The sequence below is a fragment of the Pedobacter kyonggii genome, from assembly GCF_004310665.1.
Lineage (GTDB): Bacteria > Bacteroidota > Bacteroidia > Sphingobacteriales > Sphingobacteriaceae > Pedobacter > Pedobacter kyonggii.
Window position 1 is genome coordinate 40,980 of record NZ_SIXF01000020.1, and the last position, 22,659, is coordinate 63,638.

Annotated in this window: 21 protein-coding genes; 5 read left to right on the forward strand and 16 right to left on the reverse strand. The window is 36.8% G+C overall.

Annotated features, from left to right (window positions below; genetic code table 11):
* Positions 1-11: 11 nt before the first annotated feature.
* Both priA and EYS08_RS17840 read right to left on the reverse strand, forming a co-directional pair.
* Positions 12-2,492, reverse strand: a complete 2,481-nt coding sequence (gene priA / locus EYS08_RS17835) for a replication restart helicase PriA (RefSeq protein WP_131031381.1) — start codon at positions 2,490-2,492, stop codon at positions 12-14.
* Positions 2,492-2,878 (reverse strand): DUF423 domain-containing protein, encoded by a 387-nt coding sequence (locus EYS08_RS17840; RefSeq protein ID WP_029279875.1) that lies wholly within the window; start codon positions 2,876-2,878, stop codon positions 2,492-2,494. The genes priA and EYS08_RS17840 overlap by 1 nt, the downstream gene beginning before the upstream one ends.
* Before the next feature lie 90 nt (positions 2,879-2,968).
* On the opposite strand from EYS08_RS17840, the gene EYS08_RS17845 reads away from it, so the two are divergent.
* Both EYS08_RS17845 and EYS08_RS17850 read left to right on the forward strand, forming a co-directional pair.
* The gene (locus EYS08_RS17845; RefSeq protein ID WP_131031382.1) at positions 2,969-4,537 is read left to right on the forward strand and encodes a hypothetical protein; all 1,569 of its coding nucleotides are present in this window, start codon (positions 2,969-2,971) and stop codon (positions 4,535-4,537) included.
* 30 nt (positions 4,538-4,567) lie between these two features.
* Positions 4,568-5,974 (forward strand): DUF5723 family protein, encoded by a 1,407-nt coding sequence (locus EYS08_RS17850; protein ID WP_131031383.1) that lies wholly within the window; start codon positions 4,568-4,570, stop codon positions 5,972-5,974.
* Between the two features lie 5 nt (positions 5,975-5,979).
* Here the strand turns inward: EYS08_RS17850 and tsaB are convergent, their stop codons facing one another.
* The 8 genes from tsaB to EYS08_RS17890 all read right to left on the reverse strand — a co-directional run bounded on the left by tsaB (position 5,980) and on the right by EYS08_RS17890 (position 11,734).
* Positions 5,980-6,675, reverse strand: a complete 696-nt coding sequence (gene tsaB / locus EYS08_RS17855) for a tRNA (adenosine(37)-N6)-threonylcarbamoyltransferase complex dimerization subunit type 1 TsaB (RefSeq protein ID WP_131031384.1) — start codon at positions 6,673-6,675, stop codon at positions 5,980-5,982.
* A 283-nt stretch (positions 6,676-6,958) separates the two neighbouring features.
* Entirely contained in the window at positions 6,959-7,189 is a 231-nt protein-coding gene (gene yidD, locus EYS08_RS17860; RefSeq protein ID WP_029280774.1) for a membrane protein insertion efficiency factor YidD, read from the reverse strand.
* Positions 7,173-7,571 carry a ribonuclease P protein component gene (locus EYS08_RS17865; RefSeq protein WP_131031385.1) on the reverse strand — a complete coding sequence of 133 codons (399 nt, stop codon included), beginning with the start codon at positions 7,569-7,571 and terminating at the stop codon, positions 7,173-7,175. Before EYS08_RS17865 ends, yidD begins: the two co-directional genes overlap by 17 nt.
* 67 nt (positions 7,572-7,638) lie before the next feature.
* Complete coding sequence (rpmH, locus tag EYS08_RS17870; RefSeq protein WP_010601723.1) at positions 7,639-7,797, reverse strand: 50S ribosomal protein L34; 159 nt, start codon at positions 7,795-7,797, stop codon at positions 7,639-7,641.
* A gap of 1,038 nt (positions 7,798-8,835) precedes the next feature.
* Positions 8,836-9,570, reverse strand: a complete 735-nt coding sequence (locus EYS08_RS17875; RefSeq protein WP_131031386.1) for a LytR/AlgR family response regulator transcription factor — start codon at positions 9,568-9,570, stop codon at positions 8,836-8,838.
* The gene (locus EYS08_RS17880; RefSeq protein WP_244215989.1) at positions 9,548-10,609 is read right to left on the reverse strand and encodes a sensor histidine kinase; all 1,062 of its coding nucleotides are present in this window, start codon (positions 10,607-10,609) and stop codon (positions 9,548-9,550) included. The genes EYS08_RS17875 and EYS08_RS17880 overlap by 23 nt, the downstream gene beginning before the upstream one ends.
* Complete coding sequence (locus tag EYS08_RS17885; protein WP_131031387.1) at positions 10,599-10,946, reverse strand: DUF4288 domain-containing protein; 348 nt, start codon at positions 10,944-10,946, stop codon at positions 10,599-10,601. Before EYS08_RS17885 ends, EYS08_RS17880 begins: the two co-directional genes overlap by 11 nt.
* A 23-nt stretch (positions 10,947-10,969) precedes the next feature.
* Positions 10,970-11,734: a LiaF transmembrane domain-containing protein gene (locus tag EYS08_RS17890; RefSeq protein WP_131031388.1), complete on the reverse strand. Its 765-nt coding sequence runs from the start codon at positions 11,732-11,734 to the stop codon at positions 10,970-10,972.
* A 131-nt stretch (positions 11,735-11,865) separates the two neighbouring features.
* On the opposite strand from EYS08_RS17890, the gene EYS08_RS17895 reads away from it, so the two are divergent.
* Positions 11,866-12,738 carry a ChaN family lipoprotein gene (locus EYS08_RS17895; RefSeq protein ID WP_131031389.1) on the forward strand — a complete coding sequence of 291 codons (873 nt, stop codon included), beginning with the start codon at positions 11,866-11,868 and terminating at the stop codon, positions 12,736-12,738.
* A gap of 186 nt (positions 12,739-12,924) precedes the next feature.
* Here EYS08_RS17895 and mscL read toward each other — a convergent pair whose 3' ends face one another.
* Positions 12,925-13,308, reverse strand: a complete 384-nt coding sequence (gene mscL / locus EYS08_RS17900) for a large-conductance mechanosensitive channel protein MscL (RefSeq protein ID WP_131031390.1) — start codon at positions 13,306-13,308, stop codon at positions 12,925-12,927.
* Between the two features lie 167 nt (positions 13,309-13,475).
* On the opposite strand from mscL, the gene rpoN reads away from it, so the two are divergent.
* Positions 13,476-14,948 (forward strand): RNA polymerase factor sigma-54, encoded by a 1,473-nt coding sequence (gene rpoN / locus EYS08_RS17905; RefSeq protein WP_029280404.1) that lies wholly within the window; start codon positions 13,476-13,478, stop codon positions 14,946-14,948.
* Positions 14,949-15,362: 414 nt separating this feature from the next.
* Here the strand turns inward: rpoN and EYS08_RS17910 are convergent, their stop codons facing one another.
* From EYS08_RS17910 to EYS08_RS17930, 5 genes are all read right to left on the reverse strand, one after another.
* On the reverse strand, positions 15,363-16,373 hold the full coding sequence (locus tag EYS08_RS17910) for a PorP/SprF family type IX secretion system membrane protein (protein ID WP_131031391.1): 1,011 nt from the start codon (positions 16,371-16,373) through the stop codon (positions 15,363-15,365).
* A gap of 1 nt (position 16,374) precedes the next feature.
* Complete coding sequence (locus tag EYS08_RS17915; protein WP_131031392.1) at positions 16,375-19,932, reverse strand: PKD domain-containing protein; 3,558 nt, start codon at positions 19,930-19,932, stop codon at positions 16,375-16,377.
* A 279-nt stretch (positions 19,933-20,211) separates the two neighbouring features.
* Positions 20,212-20,424, reverse strand: coding sequence for a hypothetical protein (locus EYS08_RS17920; protein ID WP_131031393.1), 213 nt, complete (start codon positions 20,422-20,424; stop codon positions 20,212-20,214).
* 58 nt (positions 20,425-20,482) lie between these two features.
* A complete protein-coding gene (locus EYS08_RS17925) occupies positions 20,483-20,623 on the reverse strand; it encodes a Sec-independent protein translocase subunit TatA/TatB (protein WP_083505447.1) in 141 nt (46 codons plus the stop codon).
* A 302-nt stretch (positions 20,624-20,925) separates the two neighbouring features.
* On the reverse strand, positions 20,926-21,780 hold the full coding sequence (locus EYS08_RS17930) for an HD domain-containing protein (RefSeq protein ID WP_131031394.1): 855 nt from the start codon (positions 21,778-21,780) through the stop codon (positions 20,926-20,928).
* A 225-nt stretch (positions 21,781-22,005) separates the two neighbouring features.
* On the opposite strand from EYS08_RS17930, the gene EYS08_RS17935 reads away from it, so the two are divergent.
* A complete protein-coding gene (locus EYS08_RS17935; RefSeq protein ID WP_131031395.1) occupies positions 22,006-22,659 on the forward strand; it encodes a TetR family transcriptional regulator C-terminal domain-containing protein in 654 nt (217 codons plus the stop codon).

A 22,659-nucleotide genomic window follows, 5' to 3' on the forward strand; every position in this document is an offset into this window, starting at 1 on the left:
TAAATTAGTAATTAATACGGATCTACATCAATTTGTGTAAAAATGCCTTTAAATTCTTTGGTAGCATTAAATTGGGTAAGGGTTTCTCTTAATGCGTCTTTAACTTTTTGAATGGCAGTATGCTTATCAGCTTTGATAATGATCTGTTTGATATAAAGATTGCGAACGCGACTTACTAGAGGTTGCTCTGGACCTAAAACCCGTTTACCAAATTTTCCTTTAAGGATATTGGCCAAAGTAAATGCGGCGTGATCCAGAACATGTGAATCTTTATGTTTGATGTACAAAAATATCATTCGCGAAAACGGCGGATAAAGAAATTTCTCGCGTTCAACAATTTCATCGCTATACATCCCCTCGTAATCATTATTTACTACTTGTTTTATGATTCGATTTTCGGCATCGTAAGTCTGAATGCAGACATTACCCTGATCAGCCCTTCTACCTGCTCTACCGGCAACCTGAGCCAGTAGCTGGAAACTTCTTTCGTAAGCACGAAAATCGGGATAGCCCAAAAGTGTATCGGCATTAATTACACCAATAAGATTCAGGTTATCGAAATCCAATCCTTTGGCTACCATTTGTGTGCCGATTAAAATATCGGTTTTCTTCTCTTGAAAGTCGTTTAAGATCTGTTGAAGCCCATTTTTTGTCCTTGTACTATCCATGTCCAACCGGGCAATGGTAACTTCTGGGTAAAGTAACCTGAGTTCTTCTTCAATACGCTCGGTACCAAATCCTTTTTGCTCTACATGCACCGAACCACATGCCGGACAGATATTTATGCTACTTTGTTGATAGCCACAATAATGGCAATGTAATTTGCCACTGCTTTTATGATAGGTTAAACTTACATCGCAGTTTACACATTTTGGGGTATAACCACAGGTAGCACAGATTAGAATAGTAGCGTACCCTCTTCTGTTCTGAAATAACACAATCTGTTCCTTTTTAGAAAGGGCCAGATCGATATCTTTGATCAATACACTCGAAAAATACGAGCTCATTGTTTTTTTCTTCGTTTCTTCCGAAATACTCACCACCTGCTGGTTTGGAAGCTGAACACCACCGAAACGCTCTTTCATCTCTACAAGCCCATACTTACCTTGTAAGGCATTATAATAACTTTCAAGTGATGGTGTGGCAGAGCCTAAAACCACTTTGGCCTGATGCAGATAACCTAAATAAATGGCTGCATCTCTTGCCTGGTAGCGTGGCGCCGGGTCGTACTGTTTGTAAGATGGTTCGTGCTCCTCATCAACAACAATTAATTTAAGGTGTTGAAAAGGAAGAAAAACGGCCGATCGTGCACCAAGAATTACCTTATACGCACCTGTTCGTACCTTATTCCAGATTTCTACCCTTTCGCTATTGTTGAATTTAGAGTGGTATACCCCTATTGAATTACCAAAATAGCGTTTAATCCGTTCTACAATCTGTGTCGTTAAGGCAATTTCGGGCAGCAAGAACAATACCTGATCATCTGTATTTTGAATGATTTTTTCAATCAGCTTAATATAAACCTGTGTTTTTCCAGATGCGGTAACACCATGCAGCAAAACCACCTCCTTCTCTTCAAAATATTGATTAATCTGGCCTAATGCTTTCTGCTGCCCTTCGTTCAGTTCGAAATCCACACTGAATTCTTCATCGTGAGCCGCCAAACGGCTAACCGGCCTTTTCATCACCACAAAAATATCTTTGTCGGTTAAAGCTTTTAATGCCGCTGGTCCACAATTACTTTCTTCTAAAAGCTGTTCTTTAGAGATCGGCAGATTTGATTTTTGTAATTTCAGGTAAGCCAGTAAAGCGTCTAATTGTTTAGGTGCCCTATCCAAAACATTAAAAAGCTGTTTCAGATTTTCTTCATCGCTATAAAAATCATTTAATATGATGAACGATTTAAGCAATGGTTTATATTTCTGCACCACCTCCTCGGCTACCAGAATCAATTCTTTATCGAGCAAATGATTGATAATCGGATATACGGTTTTCTGCCCAAGGAGCTTGGAAACATCATTAACAGTAAGTTTCTGCTGCTGTTTCAGTGCATTAATAATGATTTCTTCCTTATCGGTAAGTTCCGTATCTTCATTGTAATCTTCACGAAGAATCAAGATCGTTTCGCTGGCCAGCTTTAAACTTGCAGGCAAAGCAGCCGCCATTACATCACCTTCATTGCACATGTAATAATTGGTCATCCATGTCCAGAATTTAAGCTGCATGGGTGTAATTACAGGCTCAGTATCTACTACATCGATAATATATTTTGCTTCATAAACCGTTGGTGGCACGGTGCTGATGCCACTGATTAAAGCCGTATAAATTTTATGCTTTCCAAACTGGACAACCACACGTTTTCCGACGGCAACCTGATCGTTTAAATCGAAAGGTACCCGATAAGTATAGTTTTTAGCCAAAGATAATGGCAAAATAACTTCAACAAAAAGTGTTTCTCTTTCTGCAAAAATATCGTTTTCGAAAGTATTCATTATTTATCTTTAAATGCCGCAAAAAAGAGCATTATCCATCCCAATACAAATAAAAGCCCACCAATTGGCGTTATTGGGCCAATAAATTCAGTAAATCCTAAATGCGATATGCTTCGGGTAGCCAACAAATATAACGACCCTGAAAAAAGAATGATACCGAAAGTAAAGCAGAAATAAGCGATATTAATGAGCTTGTTTCTGTAACGTGCAAAGGTAGAAAGGTACAATAATGCAAATGTATGATAGAACTGATAATCAACACCCTTTTGCCAAATTTCTAATGATGGTCCATCAATTAAGGCCTTTAGTCCATGGGCACCAAATGCGCCCAGCAAAACAGCAACAGCACCAAAAAAAGAAGCAGTAAGAATTATTCGTTTATTCATAGTTATTTGCTAGTAGCAATCGCTAAATTAATAAATTGACAAAGAACTTCTCACTAATCAATGTAATAAATTAAATTTGTTGCACAGCAGATGAAAAAAATCGTAATTCTAACAAGTGCATTATTTTTAGGTGTAGCCTTTATGGCCTATGTCTATTTTTCGAAATTGGGAATTGATAATGATGCGAAAGACCTGGCGCTACAATCGGCAACCAATAATGCCGCATTGGTATTTTCTTTTCAGAACGACAAAGGTTTTTACGATATCATTGAAGGGCAACAGCTTATCCAACAGGTTTTAGGGAAGGATAAAATGAACCTTTTAAAACAGTTAAAAACAAGTATCATCGATGATAATCTCCTAAACCGATACCTGAAAGATCAGCAGGTTTATATTAGTGTGCTGCCCGACTCGAATAAAACCCTGAACTTCTTAATTACCGTACAGATACAACGTGACAATGACATCAAAAAATTCTATGAACAGTTAAAACTTAAAAAAGCAATCAGCGAAAATGCTAAAGACCTGTACACGGTGAAGCTCAATGACAGCTTATTGGTTTATTTAGGCATACATGACCAGGTATTAACAGCTTCAACATCGCTCAAACTGATCAATGATGCCAATGTACGTTTAACAGAAAATCCCTTTACCGAGTATATTAAGGAGAATAACCGTCAAATTAAAAATGTGCTCACCCATGTTTATATCAATTTTAACCAGGCACCCTTATTGCTCAAAAATATTATTGCAGGTAACATTAACGGAGAAATTGCCATTTTTAATAAGCAGAACAGTTTTGCTGTACTTAATTATAATTTTAGCAGAGAAAAAATCCTTTTCAGCGGCAATACAGAGTTAAAAGATCAGTATAATTACCTTAAACTGTTCGAAAACATTGCTGCTCAAAATACATCCATCCAAAATATCCTACCTGATAATACAGCAAACTATGCACTTTATGCTTATGATGATTACGGCAAATGGCTTAAAAAGTTGAATAGCTGGCAGGAACAGACAAAAATACTTTCAAAAAATAATGCGGTAATAAAAAAGGTAAAAGATGAATACAGAACAGATTTAAATTCGATATTCACCATTTATACAAAAAATCAATTTATTCTTTTTCAGTTAAGTACCAGCGAAAAACTAGGTGCAATTTCATTATCAAATGGAGAAAAAGTAAAACAGTTGTTGCTTGATGTAAGTGCAGATTACAATGAAGACATTAAGCTCTTTAAATCATCTGATATCCTGTATAGTTACTTTGGCGAACCATTTAAAAAATTCGGCAGGCCATATTATACCATTGTAGATAATAATTTGATTGTGGCCAATAATGCAAGCACAGTGCAATCATTTCTAAATGATTATAAACATAACAGGCTCTTAATACAGACCCCACAATATTTAGATGCAGTAAATCAGATTTCAACTACTTCGAATGTGAGTTATTACATCAACACCAAAAATTCGACAGATATTTTCAGGAACAATATTCAGCTTCCATTTTATAAACATTTGAGGGCCGATAGCGGTTTAAAAAGTTTCGACACTTTTTATTACCAGATGAGTGCAGACAAAAACAAGTTTATCACTAACTTGCTTTTAAACAAATATTTAAAGCCGGAAATACCAGATTCGTTAAGTAACCGTTAATAAGGAAATAAGCCCAGAAAACTATTTTACATGAAGAAACTTTTACTTGCGTTACTGGTATTAGCCAGCTTCGGGGTTGCAAATGCGCAACAATATGCACTTTTTGGCACCAAAACAATGTTTGATGCCTTCGAAAATCCATCTCAAAAATCTTTCACCTTAGATTCATCACGAAGATTTTCTTCCAATTTTTTTCTACCCTATTTTGGAACAAATGCCATTAATAAAGGAAGCTCTAAGTTTGCCATAAGAAAATTAACACAGGAAGGTGTTTTTGATACAAGAAGTTTACCGATTGGTACTGGAGAAGTGAACCATTTTTTCGAAAACAGCAATATTTATGTAGCTGCATTCAGACTTTTCAAATCTTATAAGTATCAAAAGGAGATGGGTTTTTCATGGCAGATCAGGTCTGATGCACATATCGATTACACGAATGAAAGCCTTGCTATTTTCGATTCTTTTGAAAGATTTAACAAAGGACAGCAATATACAGGAATATTCGATTCTAAAGGGTATGAACAAAGTTACCATCAGTTTAGCTTTACCTACAGGGAAAACTGGAATAAAAGACTTGCTTTTGGACTAAAAGCCAGTTTATTGAGCGGGATATTATACAACAAACTCGACATAGCTGATTCTTATTTATATATAGATCCAGATGCTTCTGCATTATTGATCGGGCTTAATGGCACCTACTCCAGCAATTTCTCGGATTTTGACGAGGTAAGTAAGAAAAACTTCTTTCCCAACTTTAAAAATCCTGGCTTATCATTAAGTTTTGGAACAAATTACACCACTAAAAAAGGCCTGTTTTTGATGGCCAATATTAAAGATTTAGGTTTTATCTGGTGGCGGAGCAACACACAGCGCACTACTATAGATCAATCTAAAATAATTGAAAATTTAGAGGACCGATCTAATACCAACCAGGAAATAAAGGATATTTTTCTGCTTTCAGAGCAAAGTAAAAAGTTTTTGGCACCAACAAATGCCAAACTGGATGTTTACCTATCCAAACGGTATGGATTTTACAAACCAGGATTAGCCGTTTCGAAAAACCTGTTTTACAAAGGCGGAGATGTTGCTTTTGTAAATACTTTTATTGCCAACGATTTTTCTGGCAGTGTTACTCCATTGTATAACTTAAATGGTGTTTTTATGGTCGGGTTGCAAGGGAAATACCAGACTCCAAATTTCGAGTTGTTTATGGGTACCGATAATTTAGTGGCTACCAGTTTCCAAACTTATGGACTAATTAAAAAAAATGCTACTGTAGGCAATGGCCCCAATGGCGCTTCTTTTTATATGGGTGTAGGTATTAAATTCGGCAACGTGGTTAATCATCCGCAGTTTGCCGATGTAATACCCGGCATAAATGATAATAAAGGTGGGAGTTTCTTTAAAAGTTTGTTTTCGATCTTTAAGAGAAAATAAACGGTTTAACCCTGTGCTTGTTGTTTTTTAGATTGCGTAACGACAAAATCTTTCAGGTAAAAAGGTTCGAAATAAGCTACATCTTCAAATTTATTGTTGCTGAAAGCTTCGTAAGCTAACCGCGACATGTATGTTGCAGCATTGAAATTGGCCTCATCAAACTTTGCATTTTGATGTGTTAAAACTTCAGCGCACTTGGCAGCCCCATCACCTAAAAAAGTAACAGTTTGCTGTGCGAGATAATCAGTAAAACTTGTTTCATCAATAATTTTTGCTTCAGTTGGCGTGATGACGTTTAAAGAACGGTCGAAAATTGAGGTATATACTTCCATTCTACGTGCATCGATCATTGGACAGATTAAACCAGAGTAATCCGAGTTTTTCGTTAAGAAACCTGCAGCCATCATCTCAAGCGTTTCAATAGCGATTAATGGCTTATCTAGTGCATAACAGAGGCCTTTAGCTGTAGAAACACCAATACGAAGCCCCGTGTAAGACCCTGGCCCTTTACTTACCGCAACAGCATCCAATTCCTGATAACTTACACCTGCCGTTTTAAGCACCTCATCAATGAACAGGGTTAAATTAGCAGCATGCAGGTTTTGTCCTTTTTCTTCTTTAAATGAAATCGTTTCGCCATTGATAGACAACGCTACCGAACAAATTGAAGTAGCAGTTTCTATTTGAAGTATTTTAGCCATTGCGCAAAGATAAGTAAAATGAAAGAGAAGATAAGTTTGGAGTTGAGAGTTTGGCGTTTGGAGTCAATTAACCGATTTAAGCAATTAACTGGTGCAATTATTCCTCGTGACATGTCATCCTAAGCGTAGTCGAAGGATCTTTACTCGATTTTTGATTGAATTAGCTTGAAATTCGGCATCAATCCAATCCAAAAGATTCTTGCACTCGCTCAACTTCCCCTACCTCGAAACGACGAATGTAGTATGAACTATGACTAATGAACAAACGAACTAATAAACCCCTCTAAGGAACAGGATCGTGACCATGTTTGCCCCATGGATGACAACGGCCAATGCGTTTCAGCGCGAGCCAACCACCTTTAAATGGTCCATACTTTTTAATGGCTTCTATCCCATACTGCGAGCAAGTTGGGGTAAACCTACAATTTGCGCCCAGCATTGGCGAAATGGCATATTGATACACCTTGATTAAACCTAAAAAAAACCATCCGAAAATTTTATTGATGAATTTCATTTGGCTGGATTAAATTTTGAAAACGCTTAAAAGTAGCAATCAGTTTTTTCTCGATAAAGGTAAAATCATATTTTTCTTTACCCACAAACTGAATAGAAATCAAAAGCAATCCCCTGTCGATAGGTAAAGGCATGTATAATTTATCTTGTTTATTGAGGCGATAAGCTTCGCGTATGCGGCGCTTGAGCAGATTACGGTCTACCGCCCGTTTATATCTTTTTTTAGGAACGTTGATTACCACCTGTGCTTGCACATCAGCTGGTTGATCGACAAAAAGATAGGAAATCCGAAAAGGGTATAATAAAAAAGAAGAACCGTTTTTAAACAACAGGTCTAAATGTTTCCTGCTGCATAACCGTTCTTCTTTCCTGAATGTGTACATATATTTTTGATTGATAACTGCAGATTTTGATCTGCCGATCCCGAATTAACGGAAAAGCAATCAAAAATTATGCTTTATGCTTGCGTTCGTCAGAAACTGTTAATCTTTTTCTTCCTTTAGCACGACGTGATGCTAATACTCGTCTGCCGTTAGCTGTTGCCATTCTTTCGCGGAAGCCGTGTTTGTTTCTTCTCTTTCTTTGCGAAGGTTGGTATGTTCTTTTCATGACTGTATATTATCTATTGTAAAATTAAGAGGTGCAAATATAAAGCGATTTCTCTACAAATGCAAGAGTGATTAATTATTATTTTTTCTATTTAAATGCAAATGTAATAATTCTTTTGAAAAAGATGCCCTATGGATATTTATAAATATCTGTTTGTATGTTTTATTGTTTCACCAAACGTTGCTGCGAAACGAAAATATAACTAGTTTTTCCACCCATAATCCATCCGATGCAATGTCATTAAGTTAAGAAGAACAAAAAACATTGTCATCCTGAGGGTTAATTTATTGTATAAAAATCAATATAAATGATGTATATAATTGATTATCCCCCCAACAGCCCATGCTTTCCTCGGCTCGCCGCCGCCGATGGGCTCTTTCTTTTTGGTGTCAAAAAGACCAGCACAGCTAGCTTGAATGCCGTTGAAAATATAAGGACCTATGAAAAAACAAAAAACACCGGCTGAAAATTTTTCTTTTGAAGCTAGTAGGTTAGCTTGGGTAGTGCAGCCCGAAAAATTTGTTAGGCCGGATTTAAGTAAAACGGGGATATAGTGCTACGGCCTAGCTGGACGGAAATACGAAATCGGCATAAAGCGTATATATTTAATGACTACAGAATAACGTCGGTGATAGCGTAGTCGGAAGGGAAAATGTTTTTGTTTTCAACTAAATGTCTTCGACAGGATCAGACTGACAAACGTACGCTTAACTAAACGATATTACCCCCAATGGAAGAGAGAGGTACCTAAATTAGTATCGTGAAACGGTAGAAGGGAAATGCCCCAAATAGCAGCAACGACAGCCGTAGAACAAACCTGATTGGAGTGGAAATCCTTTTTGTCACCCTGTCCAAAGGACTCCTACGGAGAGCGTAGCCGAAGGGCAAAAAGATTGTAACGGAAAGCAGGGCTAACAATAATGTTAGCACTCAATTGCTTTCCAAAAAAACAAATGACTACTTAGTGAGCTAACATCTTCCTTGCAATGAAGACCCTGAAATAAATCCAGGGTGACGCCAGTTATAAAACATTACTTTTTACAAGCCCAGCGCGGCCTTCAATTTTACGTAACCTGTTTTACTCACCGGCAACCAGATATCAGATTTTAACAGCACTACATAACTATCTTTCTCTTTTAGCTCTATTTTGGTCACCTGGGCCAGGTTAATGATGTAAGACCTGTGGATACGGATAAACTGGCTCACATCGAGTGTTTGTTCGAAATAAGCCATGGTTTTGTTCTTATAGAAAGCACCATCAACGGTACTTAATTTCACATAATCATCATCTGCCTCTAAATAATTGATATCGGCAACAGGAATAATTTTAATTACGCCATCTTTTTTAACCACTACCCTATTATTTTGTGCCGGACTTAAAGCTGCTGCATCCAAAACAGCCTCCGTATTTTCGATTTGATTTAATTTGTTAGGTAGTTTTTTAATGGCCGCATCAAAGCGCGATTTATCGATGGGTTTAAGCAGATAATCTACTGCATTAACCTCAAAAGCTTTAATGGCATATTCATCAAAAGCTGTAGTAAAAATTACTGCAGGTTTATCTTCAACCAGTTCGAGCATTTCGAAGCCGCTTATTTTAGGCATTTGGATATCCAGAAAAATTAAATCAGGCTTATGCAAGGTAATGGCTTTCAAACCTTCAAACCCATCACCACATTCGGCTACAATCTCTATTTCTGCATGATCTGAAAGGTAATATTTTACAATATCTCTTGCTAAAGGCTCATCATCAATTAGTATTGTTCTGATCATTTTTTTGTGGAATTTTTAGGGTGGTAATATATAAATTATTTGCCTCAATATCGGTTTGTAACAGATGGGTATTCGCAAATAACAGATATAACCTGCGTTTAATGGCACTTAAACCAAATCCTGTCCCTCCGGCAGCCTTCATTTCCGGGTCGAAAGGATTTTGCACACGCAATTGCAAAATATTATATTCAACAGTAACATCTATCTTGATGGTAATACCTGCTGAAGTATTATAAAGTCCGAATTTAATGGCGTTTTCTACAATGGGCTGCAACAAGGTACCTGGCAAACAAAGGCTTAAAGTATCTTCAGCCACATTAACTTCGATATTTAACCTGTGGCTAAACCTCACCTTCTCAATATCAAGATACAATTGAATATACTCCATTTCTTCTTCTACCGAAACCCACAATTCGTCATCGCGTTTTAAGGTTCCACGAAGAAAAGAAGCTAATTTCATTATCATTACGCCTGCCTCTTTCGGATTAACCATGGTAAGTGCAAATACCGAGTTTAAGCTATTGAAAAGAAAATGCGGCTGTAATTGGTGCCTTAACTTATTTAACTCGGCCTCTTTGGCTAAACTTTTGGCTGCCGATAGTCTTTCGTGTGTTTCTGATTGTTCTTCTAATCTATACCATAAAATATTAGCTAAAGCACACCAGGCTAAACACATAAAAGAAATTAAGCCTCTGAAGGCAAAAGAGAAGTTGTAAAAATCTTTATACTCCTTATAATCAGAAAAAATATAGAGCACAACATATTTTGATGCAAAAATAATCACAAAAGTTAGCGCAAGGGTGATGATCAGTACGTACAATATCCGCTCATTTTTTGGCTGGTAATACCCAAGCATGTTACTGATACCAATGCAGGCCAAAGCCAATAAAAAATTATTGGTTAAGCTGTCGGTTATTGATATCCACCAAGAAAAATTAACTACATAATGTAATCCTGCACCACACAATACCGTCCACACTATTGCAATGGTGAACGATATTTTCTGTATTTGCGGAACGGATAAAGGTCTAGTTGTCAAAATGGTTTTGATTAGTTAATGATTTATTGCGGTGCGATAGCTTTTCCAGGTATTGCGTAACCGATTTAGGCTCAACAATCTTCGAACTTACTTCTACACCATCAGCAAGTTCTTCCACTGCCGATATTCCACCTACACCTACAAACTTCCATACAACTTTATCGCCGTTACAATTATCAAAAGAAGGGTTAAAATGTACAGCATTCAATTTAGCTTTGTCTAAAGCCTGCGCAATCCCACCTGCCTGGATTAAACGCGTTTGTTCATTAAACTGAGGCGCATGTTTTCCCTCACCACAAATTACCTGATAGATACAATTTACTGCAAACCATTTCATAGGCGATGTTTTATAATAAATGTTTAGAAACTTTTAATCTCGATCCCTCCAAATAAAGCCGTTCCATCTAAAATCAATGTTTTTTTCATCTCTGCTACTGGCATTACATGCGATCTTTTATCTTCAACGCTACCAAATAATGCCGTTACGTTCGATTTTATTGCCCAGTTTTGCGGTACAATTAATTTAATCCCTCCAAAAACTGCTGTTACATCAAGCGACGCTGTTTCAGGAAAATCAGCCTGGGTCATTACAATATCTGCTCCGCCAAATACTGCGGTAATATCTCCCCCCTGAAAGTTTTTAGAGTAGACGGTTTGGTTACTTCCTCCAAAAACGGCCACTACCTCAATAACATCATTATTATTTACAGTCTTATTATCGATAGTTGCGTCAAAATCAAAATCGGCTTTGTTTTTATCTTTACGTTTTTTCTTAAAACCCAAGGCATCCTTTGGTCTAAAGATTAAAAAGCCGCCTACTATAACCAAACCAATACCTAAAGCGTATTTAGATAAATCAAGATCTAACCCTGGTATATTATCTAATGTATTGTAAGCACCGATCAAAATCAGGATCAGCCAGGCTATGCCTTTAAAGTTACGACGAACGCCGATAAATACACCTAATACAATTAAAAAATTAGACCAACTGAATATCCATCTAGGAATATCTAATCCCATATTGTTCAATAGAAATGCAAATCCGATGATGACTATGATGAAACCGCTCCAAACCCTTCCTGAGTTTTTAAGCTGGTTGTTATCGTTATTATTAATATTTTCCATTTGTGTTTATATTTAATACTCAAAAGTATTGATAAGCACTGGGGCATAATAGACCTGGCTTGCAAAAACCCGGTAAAAGGCGGTAAGTACCCTTATTTTATCGGTGAAAATTATTTTGTTATTTTGATGGCATGAAATTTCCCCTATTAATGTTTGTTCTTACTATTTCTACTGGCTTGTATGCGCAGGAAATAAGTAGCCATTACAAGATTTACGATGTAAAAAAACAGAAATCCGTATCAATAGACGACATTGTTGCTGATATGAACCAAGCAGATGTTTTATTCTTTGGCGAAGACCACAACGATTCTGTAGGTCATTACCTGGAAGCGGAGCTTTTTAAAAGGCTTCATTTAAAATATCCGTTAAAAACAGCGCTGTCTTTAGAAATGTTCCATACCGATGTACAACCTGAGTTAGATGAATACCTGGCAGGATTAATCTCAGAAAAGAACTTTGTTAAAGAAGGCAGAGCCTGGGGTAATTACAAAGATTATAAGCCTTTAATAGAGTACGCCAAACAAAACAAATTAAAAGTTATTGCCTCAAACGCGGCAACTCGCTACAGCAATGCTGTTACCATGGGAGGGCTTAAAGTTTTAGAAAATTTCCCAAAAACATCATTTAATTTTTTACCTCCCTTACCTATTGATACGGCTCAGGGTAGGTATTATGAAAAATTCACAGAAACTTTGGGTGGCCACAACATGGGTTCGATGAAGATTTACCATACCCAAAATTTATGGGATGCGACCATGTCATGGTCAATAAGTAAGTTTCTTAAGGCAAACAGAGGCTTTAAGGTTTTTCAGCTTAATGGCCGTTTCCACAGCGACGAAAGACTTGGAACATTGGCGAAACTGGCTCAGGCCAATCCAAGATTAAAAATCCTTAACATTTCGTCATTTTCTGATGAAAGTTTTACAAATCCGAATTGGCAGCAATTTAAAAAACTCGGCGATTATATCATTATAACCGATCCAAGTGTAAAAAGAAGTTATTAATCTGAATCAGTTAAAAGATGTTCAGCAGATAATTATTACTCGAGTCGTCACCCTGGATTTATTTCAGGGTCTATTTTGCAAGAAGAAAGATGCTGAAATAAATTCAGCATGACGAAAGTTCCTGAAAAAGAAGTTATTAAAACAAAAAAGCCGTCCAAATTTTACATCGAGACGGCTATTGATATATTATGCTTTTGCTTTTAATAAATCTCTGATTTCGGTTAAAAGCACTTCTTCTTTTGTAGGTGCGGGAGGAGCTGAAGGCGCAGCTTCTTCTTTCTTTTTTAAATTATTGGCACCTTTAATAATTAAGAAAAGAACAAAGGCAATACATATGAAATTAATTACAGCTGCAATAAAGCTACCATACTTAACGCCATTCCATGTAAGTGTTGCAATATTTTCGGCTCCAGCGGCTTTCAAAGCTGGATTTAATAACAATGGAGTGATGATATCTTCGACCAGCGAGCTTACAATTTTACCAAAGGCAGCTCCAACAATAACACCCACAGCTAAATCGAGTACATTTCCCTTAACTGCAAATTCTTTAAATTCTTTTATAATGCCCATATTTCATTAAGTTTTAGTTTTTTTATTACTAAAGTAGCAAACATTAAAACTCAATACAAATGTTTAGCAAAAATTTTTAAAACCAAACATATCGATAGCATTTAGGTCAAATCAGCAGAATATCTGAAATCTATTGTTTATTTTTGCGCTATTCTTTTATATTTACTATGCTAAAGCAACACTTACAACAAAAATTATTACAAAAGTTATCACCACAACAAATACAGTTTATTAAGCTGTTGCAGGTGCCAACCGTTGCTTTAGATACCCGCGTAAAAGAGGAGCTCGAAGAAAACCCAGCACTTGAAGACCCAAGCTTAATGACTCAGGATGAGCCAAAAAGCGAATATGATGATTTAAACGATGGGCCTGAAGATTACGAACAATCATCAGAAGATACCAGCATGGATGAATTTAATGTAGATGATTATTTACAGGACGATTCTACCAACGATTATAGTACCAACTACAATAATGGTGATGATGACGAGGAGAAAAAAGAAACTCCGATTGCCATTGAAAGTACTTTTTTTGAGAGTTTACAGGAGCAATTAGACCTTATTCCCTTATCCGATCAGGATTTTATTATTGGCAAACAGATTATCGGTAGTTTAGATGATGATGGTTATTTACGCCGTCCGCTAGGCTCTATGATTGATGACCTTGCCTTTTCTCAGAATGTTATGGTTGAGGAGGAGGATGTATTGGAAATGTTAAAACTGATCCAAAGTTTCGATCCTCCAGGCATTGGTGCAAGAGACCTGAAAGAATGTTTACTGATCCAATTAAAAAGGAAAGACCCGAACAATCCGATTATAGTTAAAGCAATGAATGTTGTAGAAAACTATCTGGATGAGTTTACGCGTAAGCATTACGATAAATTAGAAAAAAGTTTAGGTTTAGATAGTGAAGAACTTAAAGAGGTTGTAAACGAAATTTTGCGTTTAAACCCGAAACCAGGTGATGCCAATCAGGTTACCACCAAACAAATGCAGATTATTCCTGATTTCCACATCAGTAATAATGATGGCGTATTGATTTTGACGCTAAACTCGAAAAATGCCCCAGAACTAAAGGTAAGCAGATCTTACCAGGAGATGTTTGAACATTACGATAAAGCTTCATCAAAAGATAAAAAGCTGAAAGAAGCCGTGCAGTTTGTGAAGCAGAAATTAGATTCTGCACGATGGTTTATCGATGCGATTAAACAAAGACAACAGACTTTGTTAAAAACGATGAACGCCATTATGCACTATCAATATGAATATTTTTTAACGGCCGATGAGCGTAAAATGCGCCCAATGATCTTAAAAGATATTGCCGATAAAATCGATATGGATATTTCAACCGTATCAAGGGTGGCAAACTCTAAATATGTTCAGACTGAATTCGGTACTTTCTTATTAAAATCATTCTTCTCAGAAGCTATCCAAACAGAAAACGGTGAAGAAGTTTCGAATAAAGAGGTTAAAAAAATATTGGAAGACTGTATTGGCAACGAAGATAAACGCAAACCTTTGGCGGATGAAAAATTAACTGAAATTTTAAAAGAAAGAGGTTATAACATTGCCAGAAGAACTGTTGCGAAATATCGTGAGCAGATGAATATCCCTGTGGCAAGGTTAAGAAAAGAACTTTAGATCAGTTGGCAGTTATTAGTTTACAGTTACTTATCTAAAGTATAGAATTGTAAATTGCCAAAGAAAGTGTTGCGTTCCAAATATAAGTAGTGTATTCATTGTGATTGGGAAATGAGCAGTTCTGCGTGCTTGGCGGTTTGCAGGCCCGCTTTCCATTCCAAGTCCGCACTCGTTCCTCGCTTACGGGCTTTGCATTGCAATCGGGTTTAAGCACAAAGTTTGTGCACCCTGCAACCTCAAAAATAAAAAACTGCCTTGGCCATTTAGCCCCGGCTGAAGCATTACCCTGCAGCAACGAGGTACGAGGAAGCGAAGCGTAAAAGCGAAAGACGGGAGGAAACTTCCTGTTTTATACAGGTTTTGCGCTCCGATCTCTATGAGCTATTACACCACAACAACCTTAATGCCAGCATATTACCACATTTTAATATACGACGGCACCTTATAGATATTATTCAGCAATAGGCCCAATACAATTTCATGGCTGCCGTTACTCACCTGATTTAGTTGTGAAGTTGTAAAATCGTACGAGTAAGTTAAATTAACCATTTTTCCGACATTGAAACCCGCCATTGCTGCGAACGAATCGTCTTTACGATAACTCCCCCCGAACCAGATTTTATCTTTAAAAGCCAGTTTCAGGTTTACATCAACAGAAACCGGCGCAGGTGATACATACTTTACCATTACCGATGGTACAGCGGCAATTTCATCATCTAAGAAAAACTTATATCCTGCCGTAGCAAAATAATGCGGGACTTCTTTACCCAGATTATAGTTATTATCACCGGTGAAACTTAACTTCTGAGGTAAAATTTGCTGTACAGATAAACCTGCAAACATCCTAGAGCTATATAACCATAAACCAATACTCAAATCGGGTTTTACCTGGTTAATCAATGCCCTATTCATAACCGGATCTATCGGCGTATCGAAAGTAAGTGCATTTACATCTAAGGAAATACTCGAAATACCCGCAGCAACACCTGCAGAAAGATTAAAATTATTACTTAGCTGCAAATGATAAGCATAGGTAACATTCGCATCCAATCTTTTAATCGGACCAGTTTTATCTAAAACAGCAGTTACCCCCATTCCATGATGCGATGGCGACGACATGTAGTTCTGCATATAATTACGGTCCATCGGATTACCTGTTTGCTCAGGGAAAGAGGTTAACGCATTACTCCACAATTGATTGTCGCCCAAGGCCCAATGTGCAGATACAAATGAAGTTTGAGGTGCATCGGTAATACCCGACCATTGTTTACGGTAACCGGCTTTAAAATCAAGATAATTTTCAATTCCTGAGAGCGCCGGATTTAGCAGATACTGGTTAAAAATGTATTGGGTATACTGTGGCTTTTGTTGGGAAAAAACCTTAAATGTTGCAAAAAGTGCAAATATGATGATGAGCTTCTTCAATTTATCTGATTATGGTGAGCGGTCCAGTTATTGTTTTTCGTCCGTTACGCGGGTTGATCATATAATAATAAACACCTACCGGAAGCGGTTCATTTTGGTAATTCCCATCAAAAGGAATTTTATATCCAGTGCTAAAAAACACCTTGTTCCCGTTTCTGTTAAAAATTTCGACGGTAGCATTTGGATAAGATTCTAAATATTTAATAACCCAGGTATCGTTCACATTATCACCATTTGGTGTAAAGGTATTGGGTGGATTTAAACCTTGCAAAACTTTAACCTGCACCGTAGATGTTGTAGCACATCCATCTGGCTGTGTGGTTGCTGTAAGCGTATACTCGGTATCGTTATCTGGCGATGCAATCGGATTTAACACATCCGTTTTGTTCAAACCTGTTGCAGGCGACCATTTATATTTCAAATTAGTGCCTTCAGCAGCTGCAGGGATTTCGATCTGTCCGCCTGCTAAAATGTAAACCAATGTACCTGCGTTAACAACTGGCGATTTGTATACCTCGATTGTATTGGTGATAGCGCTAGGACAACCATTATCTCCTGTAAATGTATAAGTGATAATGTGTGACCCAAGCCCTGCAATTTTCGGATTAAAGGTACCATCTGCTTTTATGCCGTCGCCACTATATACGCCTGGTGTTCCATTCATTTCTTCTCCAACTTTCTGTTTAGCTTGCGTAATTAAAACGGTACCATCGGCCTCGCAAACTGGAGCCATATCATCAAACATCAATTGTGGAACTGGTTTTAAGGTTAGTGTTTGATCTAAAAATTTAAAACAATTTTCTCCAGAATAAGCAACAAGTCTGATGTTAAATGTTCGGTCGGTAGTCCCACCAAAAGTATCGTACTTAATCATAAAAATTTCGTTATCATCCGGATAAGAGATTGTTTTATAAATGGAAGTTTCTCTACCAAAATCTCTATAAATCTCAATCTTAGTAATCTTGCCTGTAAATACAGTAGATGTATTTTTAATCATGATATCCTCACTCACACAGCTATTATCATTCATAACCTCAAAATCAGCTGCTTTAACATCACCGTTAACTGTAAATGGTTTTGAAGTTGACATCTCACAACCATCCTGATTCTTTACAATCAAGATCACATTATAATTACCTGTGGAAGCAGGCGTAAAAACCCCATCAACACCTGTTGAAGTAGCCACTACATTATTGTTTTGATCAGTATATTTCCATTCGAAATTTAAGCCTGTTATAGTTCCATCTGCATTTTTGGAGGTATTCTTAAATCTAGCTACACCATCATTCAGACAAAAATCAGGCAGTTCGAAATCAGCAGATTGTGGGTCAATTACGGTTACCATTTTACTTTTCACTAAACTTACACATCCTTTATCACTTTCGGTGGTTAGCGCAATAGTATAAGAACCAACAGCACTGTATTGATGAGTGGGTTGCTGTTCAGTAGATGGGGTGCTTCCATCGCCAAAATCCCAGCTCCACTTCACAATGATACCAGGGCTTTCTATCGTCGATTTTTCTGTTAAAATAACTGGTCTGCCTACACATAAGCCTTTCACGTCAAAATCAGATTTGGGTTGAGGATTAATTACAATTGGAAATGCCGAAGATGTTTCTGAACATTTCGAATCTGTTGTAGCCGTTAAAACTACATTATAAGTTCCCGGACGATCATAAACATGAACAGGGTGCTGTTCAGAAGATGTTTTTCCGTCACCAAAATCCCATAACCATTGTGTTATGCTTCTCGAATTTGAATTGGATTCACTTTTATCGGTAAATTGAACACCAGTAGATTGGCAACCAGTAGCGGGTAATTCGAAGGCTGCTGTAGGTTGATTATCAACTGAAAAATCGATAATCAATTCTTCTGTATTACCACAATTATCGGCATTGGGTTTAGTTGCTATTACTTTAAACTGGTAATCACCAGGATTTGGATAATTCAGGTCGTTAGGGTACTTATAGGTATAATAAGTATTATTATCATTTGGCCTCGTAAAGGTGTTTATTACCACTGGGCTATCATCAGTAAAGTTTGCCGCTCCCTCAATCTCCCAATCTAATTTAATAGCCTGGTAAGGTAAATTTATAGTTAAACTGATGGGCTCTCCTAAACAACCGCTACTAATAGGCTGCCTTGTAACAGTGCTGGCAGGCTGAAACGTAAAGTTCTGAATATTTGCCCCAGCTAAGTATGCATAAGATTCTACTGGTCCATAACCGTATGAAATTGCAGAAAAACCACCAGCTGCAGATAACCGGTGTTGAGGTTGTGTATTGGTCACATCAATTACAGCATAACTAAATACGTTATCAATCGCTGTAAAATTATTCACCGGGTTACCATCTAGCCTAAACGAAGCTATATCTGCTGTTTTAATAATTACATTCAGATAGTATCTAGTGATCTGGGTGGGAACTCCTACCGATCCCAGATCTGAAAAAACCGTAATATTATTTAACGTTTGCTCAACAGGATTAAGCACGGTTATTTCAGGATCGCCTGGAAATTGATATTGGTTGGTATTGCTGCCATTGTTTAGATTGCAAGTTTGAGAAGTTTGGTATTGTGCTACAGCAATTGGTTTGGAACCAGAAATTACATTTGCTGAAGTGGAAAAAAAGGTAACTACCGATCCTTTAATATATGGATTAGAAAGAGGAGTTCCATTGGCATCTGTAGTACTTCCGTTAACGGTTAAAACCGTATTATCGTCTGCTACAATGATCCTCATAATATCGGTATTACCATGAAGGGTATTATAAAAAGGTGCGGTTACGAAATTCCTCCCCCATGCAGAAACTGGAAAAACCTGCTGATAAAGGTTATCGCCACCACTCGGATTGCGGCTATTACCTTCATTACAAAATGCTGCCCAGGTATTACCTGTAAATACGGCTACAGGATTACAGTTTAAGGCTTTAATGTGGCTTCCTGTTAAATCACCAACTGATTGATATTGATAAACATCGCCTCTATTTAACTTAATGATAAAAGTTGTATTGGCGGTTCTTCCTCCATATCTTTCGTTTTGTTTAGGTGTAATTTCGACATCTGTATTATCAACTGTTCCTACAATAGTAAATTGTGAAAAACCTTGTTGATTTCCACGGTTTTCATAACTAAAGGCATAGTATTCTTGTCCAAGTGTGTTTGTTGGCAACACTAAAGTACCACCCGTACGAGCGTTATTAGAAATAATACTATACAATGATATGGCTTTTGTGGTAACAACATGAATGGCTTTATTGGACTCTATTAAATTGGAACTGCTCATTAATACTGTGTAGGCAGTTGGATCGATTACAAATGGCAAACAGGTATTGGCAGGTATAATAGCACCAGCAGCAGACACTAAAGTACCCCCAACGTAAACTTCATATCCGGTAGCTTGATCTGCAGATAAAAATAAGGTTAACCTCGACCTATCACCATCAATATGCCCTGCATAAGGAACATAAAAATCTTTCCCCTTATTTGATGTGTTTTGAGCAAAAGACAGGGTTGTTGTAAAAAGCAAGAAAAACAAAACCAATAACCAATGCCTGCTCATTACCTATCAGTTTAATTTGAAAACGTTATGCATGTTGTTTGATTAGATATGCAATATACCATTAATCAGATCACAAGAAAAAAAATTATTAGAATTTTAACAATTTTTAAGCAGAAAAATCACCTTTCGTGTAATAAACTAAAGAAGTGGTGTAAAAAAGTTTCACATATGAATGTAATGCCCTAAGAAAAGCGAAATTGAAAAAAAAAAAAAAAAAAAAAAAATAAATCATGCAAAACAAAAAAGCCACCTATAAAAGAGTGGCTATATGATAAATATTCATTTATTACCTTGATCGGACTGATCGCCGCTACCGTATTTTGCGGAGAAATCTTTGGCTTTCTCATCTGCTTCGATATCGTTATGATCTTCAGGCTCCAGGTTTTCATCTAAGCGGTCGTTCCAATCATTTAATCCCTTTTCAGGATGTTTCGCATTTTCAGCTGTAAAATCGGATTTTGATTTGGCCAGATCTTCTTTTTTATTTTCCATATTGGCGTTTATTTTACTTAAAAACAGTGCCACAAACAGAAAGTTTTGTTTGTGGCAATTATTTTACCGGAGGTTCATCTTTGGCATCCTTAAATTCTTTCACACTTCTCCCTATTCCTCTCATTAATTCCGGCAATTTTTTGCCACCAAAAATAAGCAGGATAACCACTCCTATTAAAATAATTTCTATTGCAGACATATCTTTATATTTTTCACAATATACGTTAATTCTTCTGAAATGGATTGGTTGATTAATCACTGGCTCATTAGCTATTGGTTTTATTCTCGTTATACAGGAAAGATCCTGAAACAAATCCGATAACTATCGGATCAGGATGACATTTATCTAGAAAAGATCCTTCGACTCCGCTCAGGATGACTAAACGATACTTGTTTCTGGGTCTCCGTGGAAAACTAGTTCATCGGTTCAATTACAAGAAAAATCCAGAAACAAGTAAGGAGGATGAAACGAAGAGGATAATCGACGCTAAACATCAAACACTAAACCAACAAAGCATCCAATGTTCTTGTTTTTATCTTTGGCACCGCGCCATGGCGCATAAATTCGGCGAAACCTTTTAACTGTTTGATTGATTTAATGGCTTCATATCCTTCATAAGAAGTTCTGATTTTGTTTAGCAGCATAGTGTCTGTTTTAAACATATCACTTTCAACCAATACTCCTTTATTCAGAAATTTCTTAATTAATTCGGCCATTTTGCCGTTGGCATAAAGGTGAAGTGGTAGTTTAAATACTTCATTATTCAGTTTTTCAAAAGCTTCATTAATCCAAGCCACTTCAGTTTCTGCATTCACCGCTATTTTTCCATCCTTCAACACAATGGAAGTCAAAAATTCGCGGGCACGCTGACGGGAAATTACCCCACCATGAATACCGTCACGCAAAGTATAATCCAAACGATCGGCACAGAGCGCCGGCAATGGCTGTTCTAAAATATCAAACGTACCATACAGAATCTGGTTAATATTGTATCCATAATTTAACAACACATCAGGCACTTCCGATCTGCATAAAACTTCTGCGAAAACCTTTTCATGATAATCTTCGTCTGTATTGTCGAAAACATAATCGCCCACATGAGAAAACGCGGTATGCGAAATATCGTGCAGTAATCCGGCAATTTGCTCCAACTCCGAACCACCGAGCATCCTGATCAACATGGTAACTCCTATGGCATGCTCCAAACGTGAGTGGCAGATATCTGGATTGACTAAAAATATAGCCCCACTTTGATGAATCCCACCTAACCTTTTTAAAGCATCAGTATTTAACAGATCAGAAAATACCATTGGCAGTTCCATTTTGCCATATAAAAAATCGTTTACCTGGATCATCTTGCTTTATTTAGTTAAAAGGAATAATCAGAAACAAAAATACTAATTATTTTAGCTTTATCGTAAAAAATTATCAACATTAAAAACTTTAAAAACTAAAATAAATAGTCAAAAAACCAACTTTCAAATATTTTGAAAGCTATTATTACAATTTCATGATCAACAAAAAACCAACTGCAAAAACAAGCCCATAAATTAAACGTTATACTTGTAAAAAACAGGTATATGGCAACTGCTCAGCAAATTAGAAAAGCATATTTAGATTATGTTTTAACAAACAATGAAAAACCAAAATCGGTTTATGTTTTTGTGAAAAAGCTTAAAATTACCGAGGCCGATTTTTATCAGTTTTTCTCTTCTTTTGAAAGCATTGAAAAAACAATCTGGTTCGAACTTACTTTCGAAACCATTACCAAAATCAAAGAACAGGAAGTTTGGCTCCAATATACAGCCAGAGAAAAAATGCTTTCTTTCTTTTACAGTTACCTCGAAAACCTGAAGAACGAACGCAGTTTTGTGATTTACAGTTTAAAGAATCAACGTGGTAAATTTTCTACTCCCGATGTTCTGACTGGCGTAAAACCTATTTTCGAAAACTTTGCACAGGAAATTATTGAAGAAGGTTTAGATAGTGGCGAACTTGCCGAACGTCGCTTTCTAAGTAAAAGGTACAAAGATGCTTTATGGATCCAGTTTGCATTCATTGTTAATTTTTGGATCAACGATGATAGTGAAGGTTTCGAAAAAAGCGATGAAGCCATTGAAAAAGGCATTAATGTAACTTTCGATCTTTTTCAGCATTCGCCAATTGATAATTTATTGGAATACGGGAAGTTTCTAAGCAGGAATGGGAAGTTTGCAGAAAAAATGGGCTTTTAA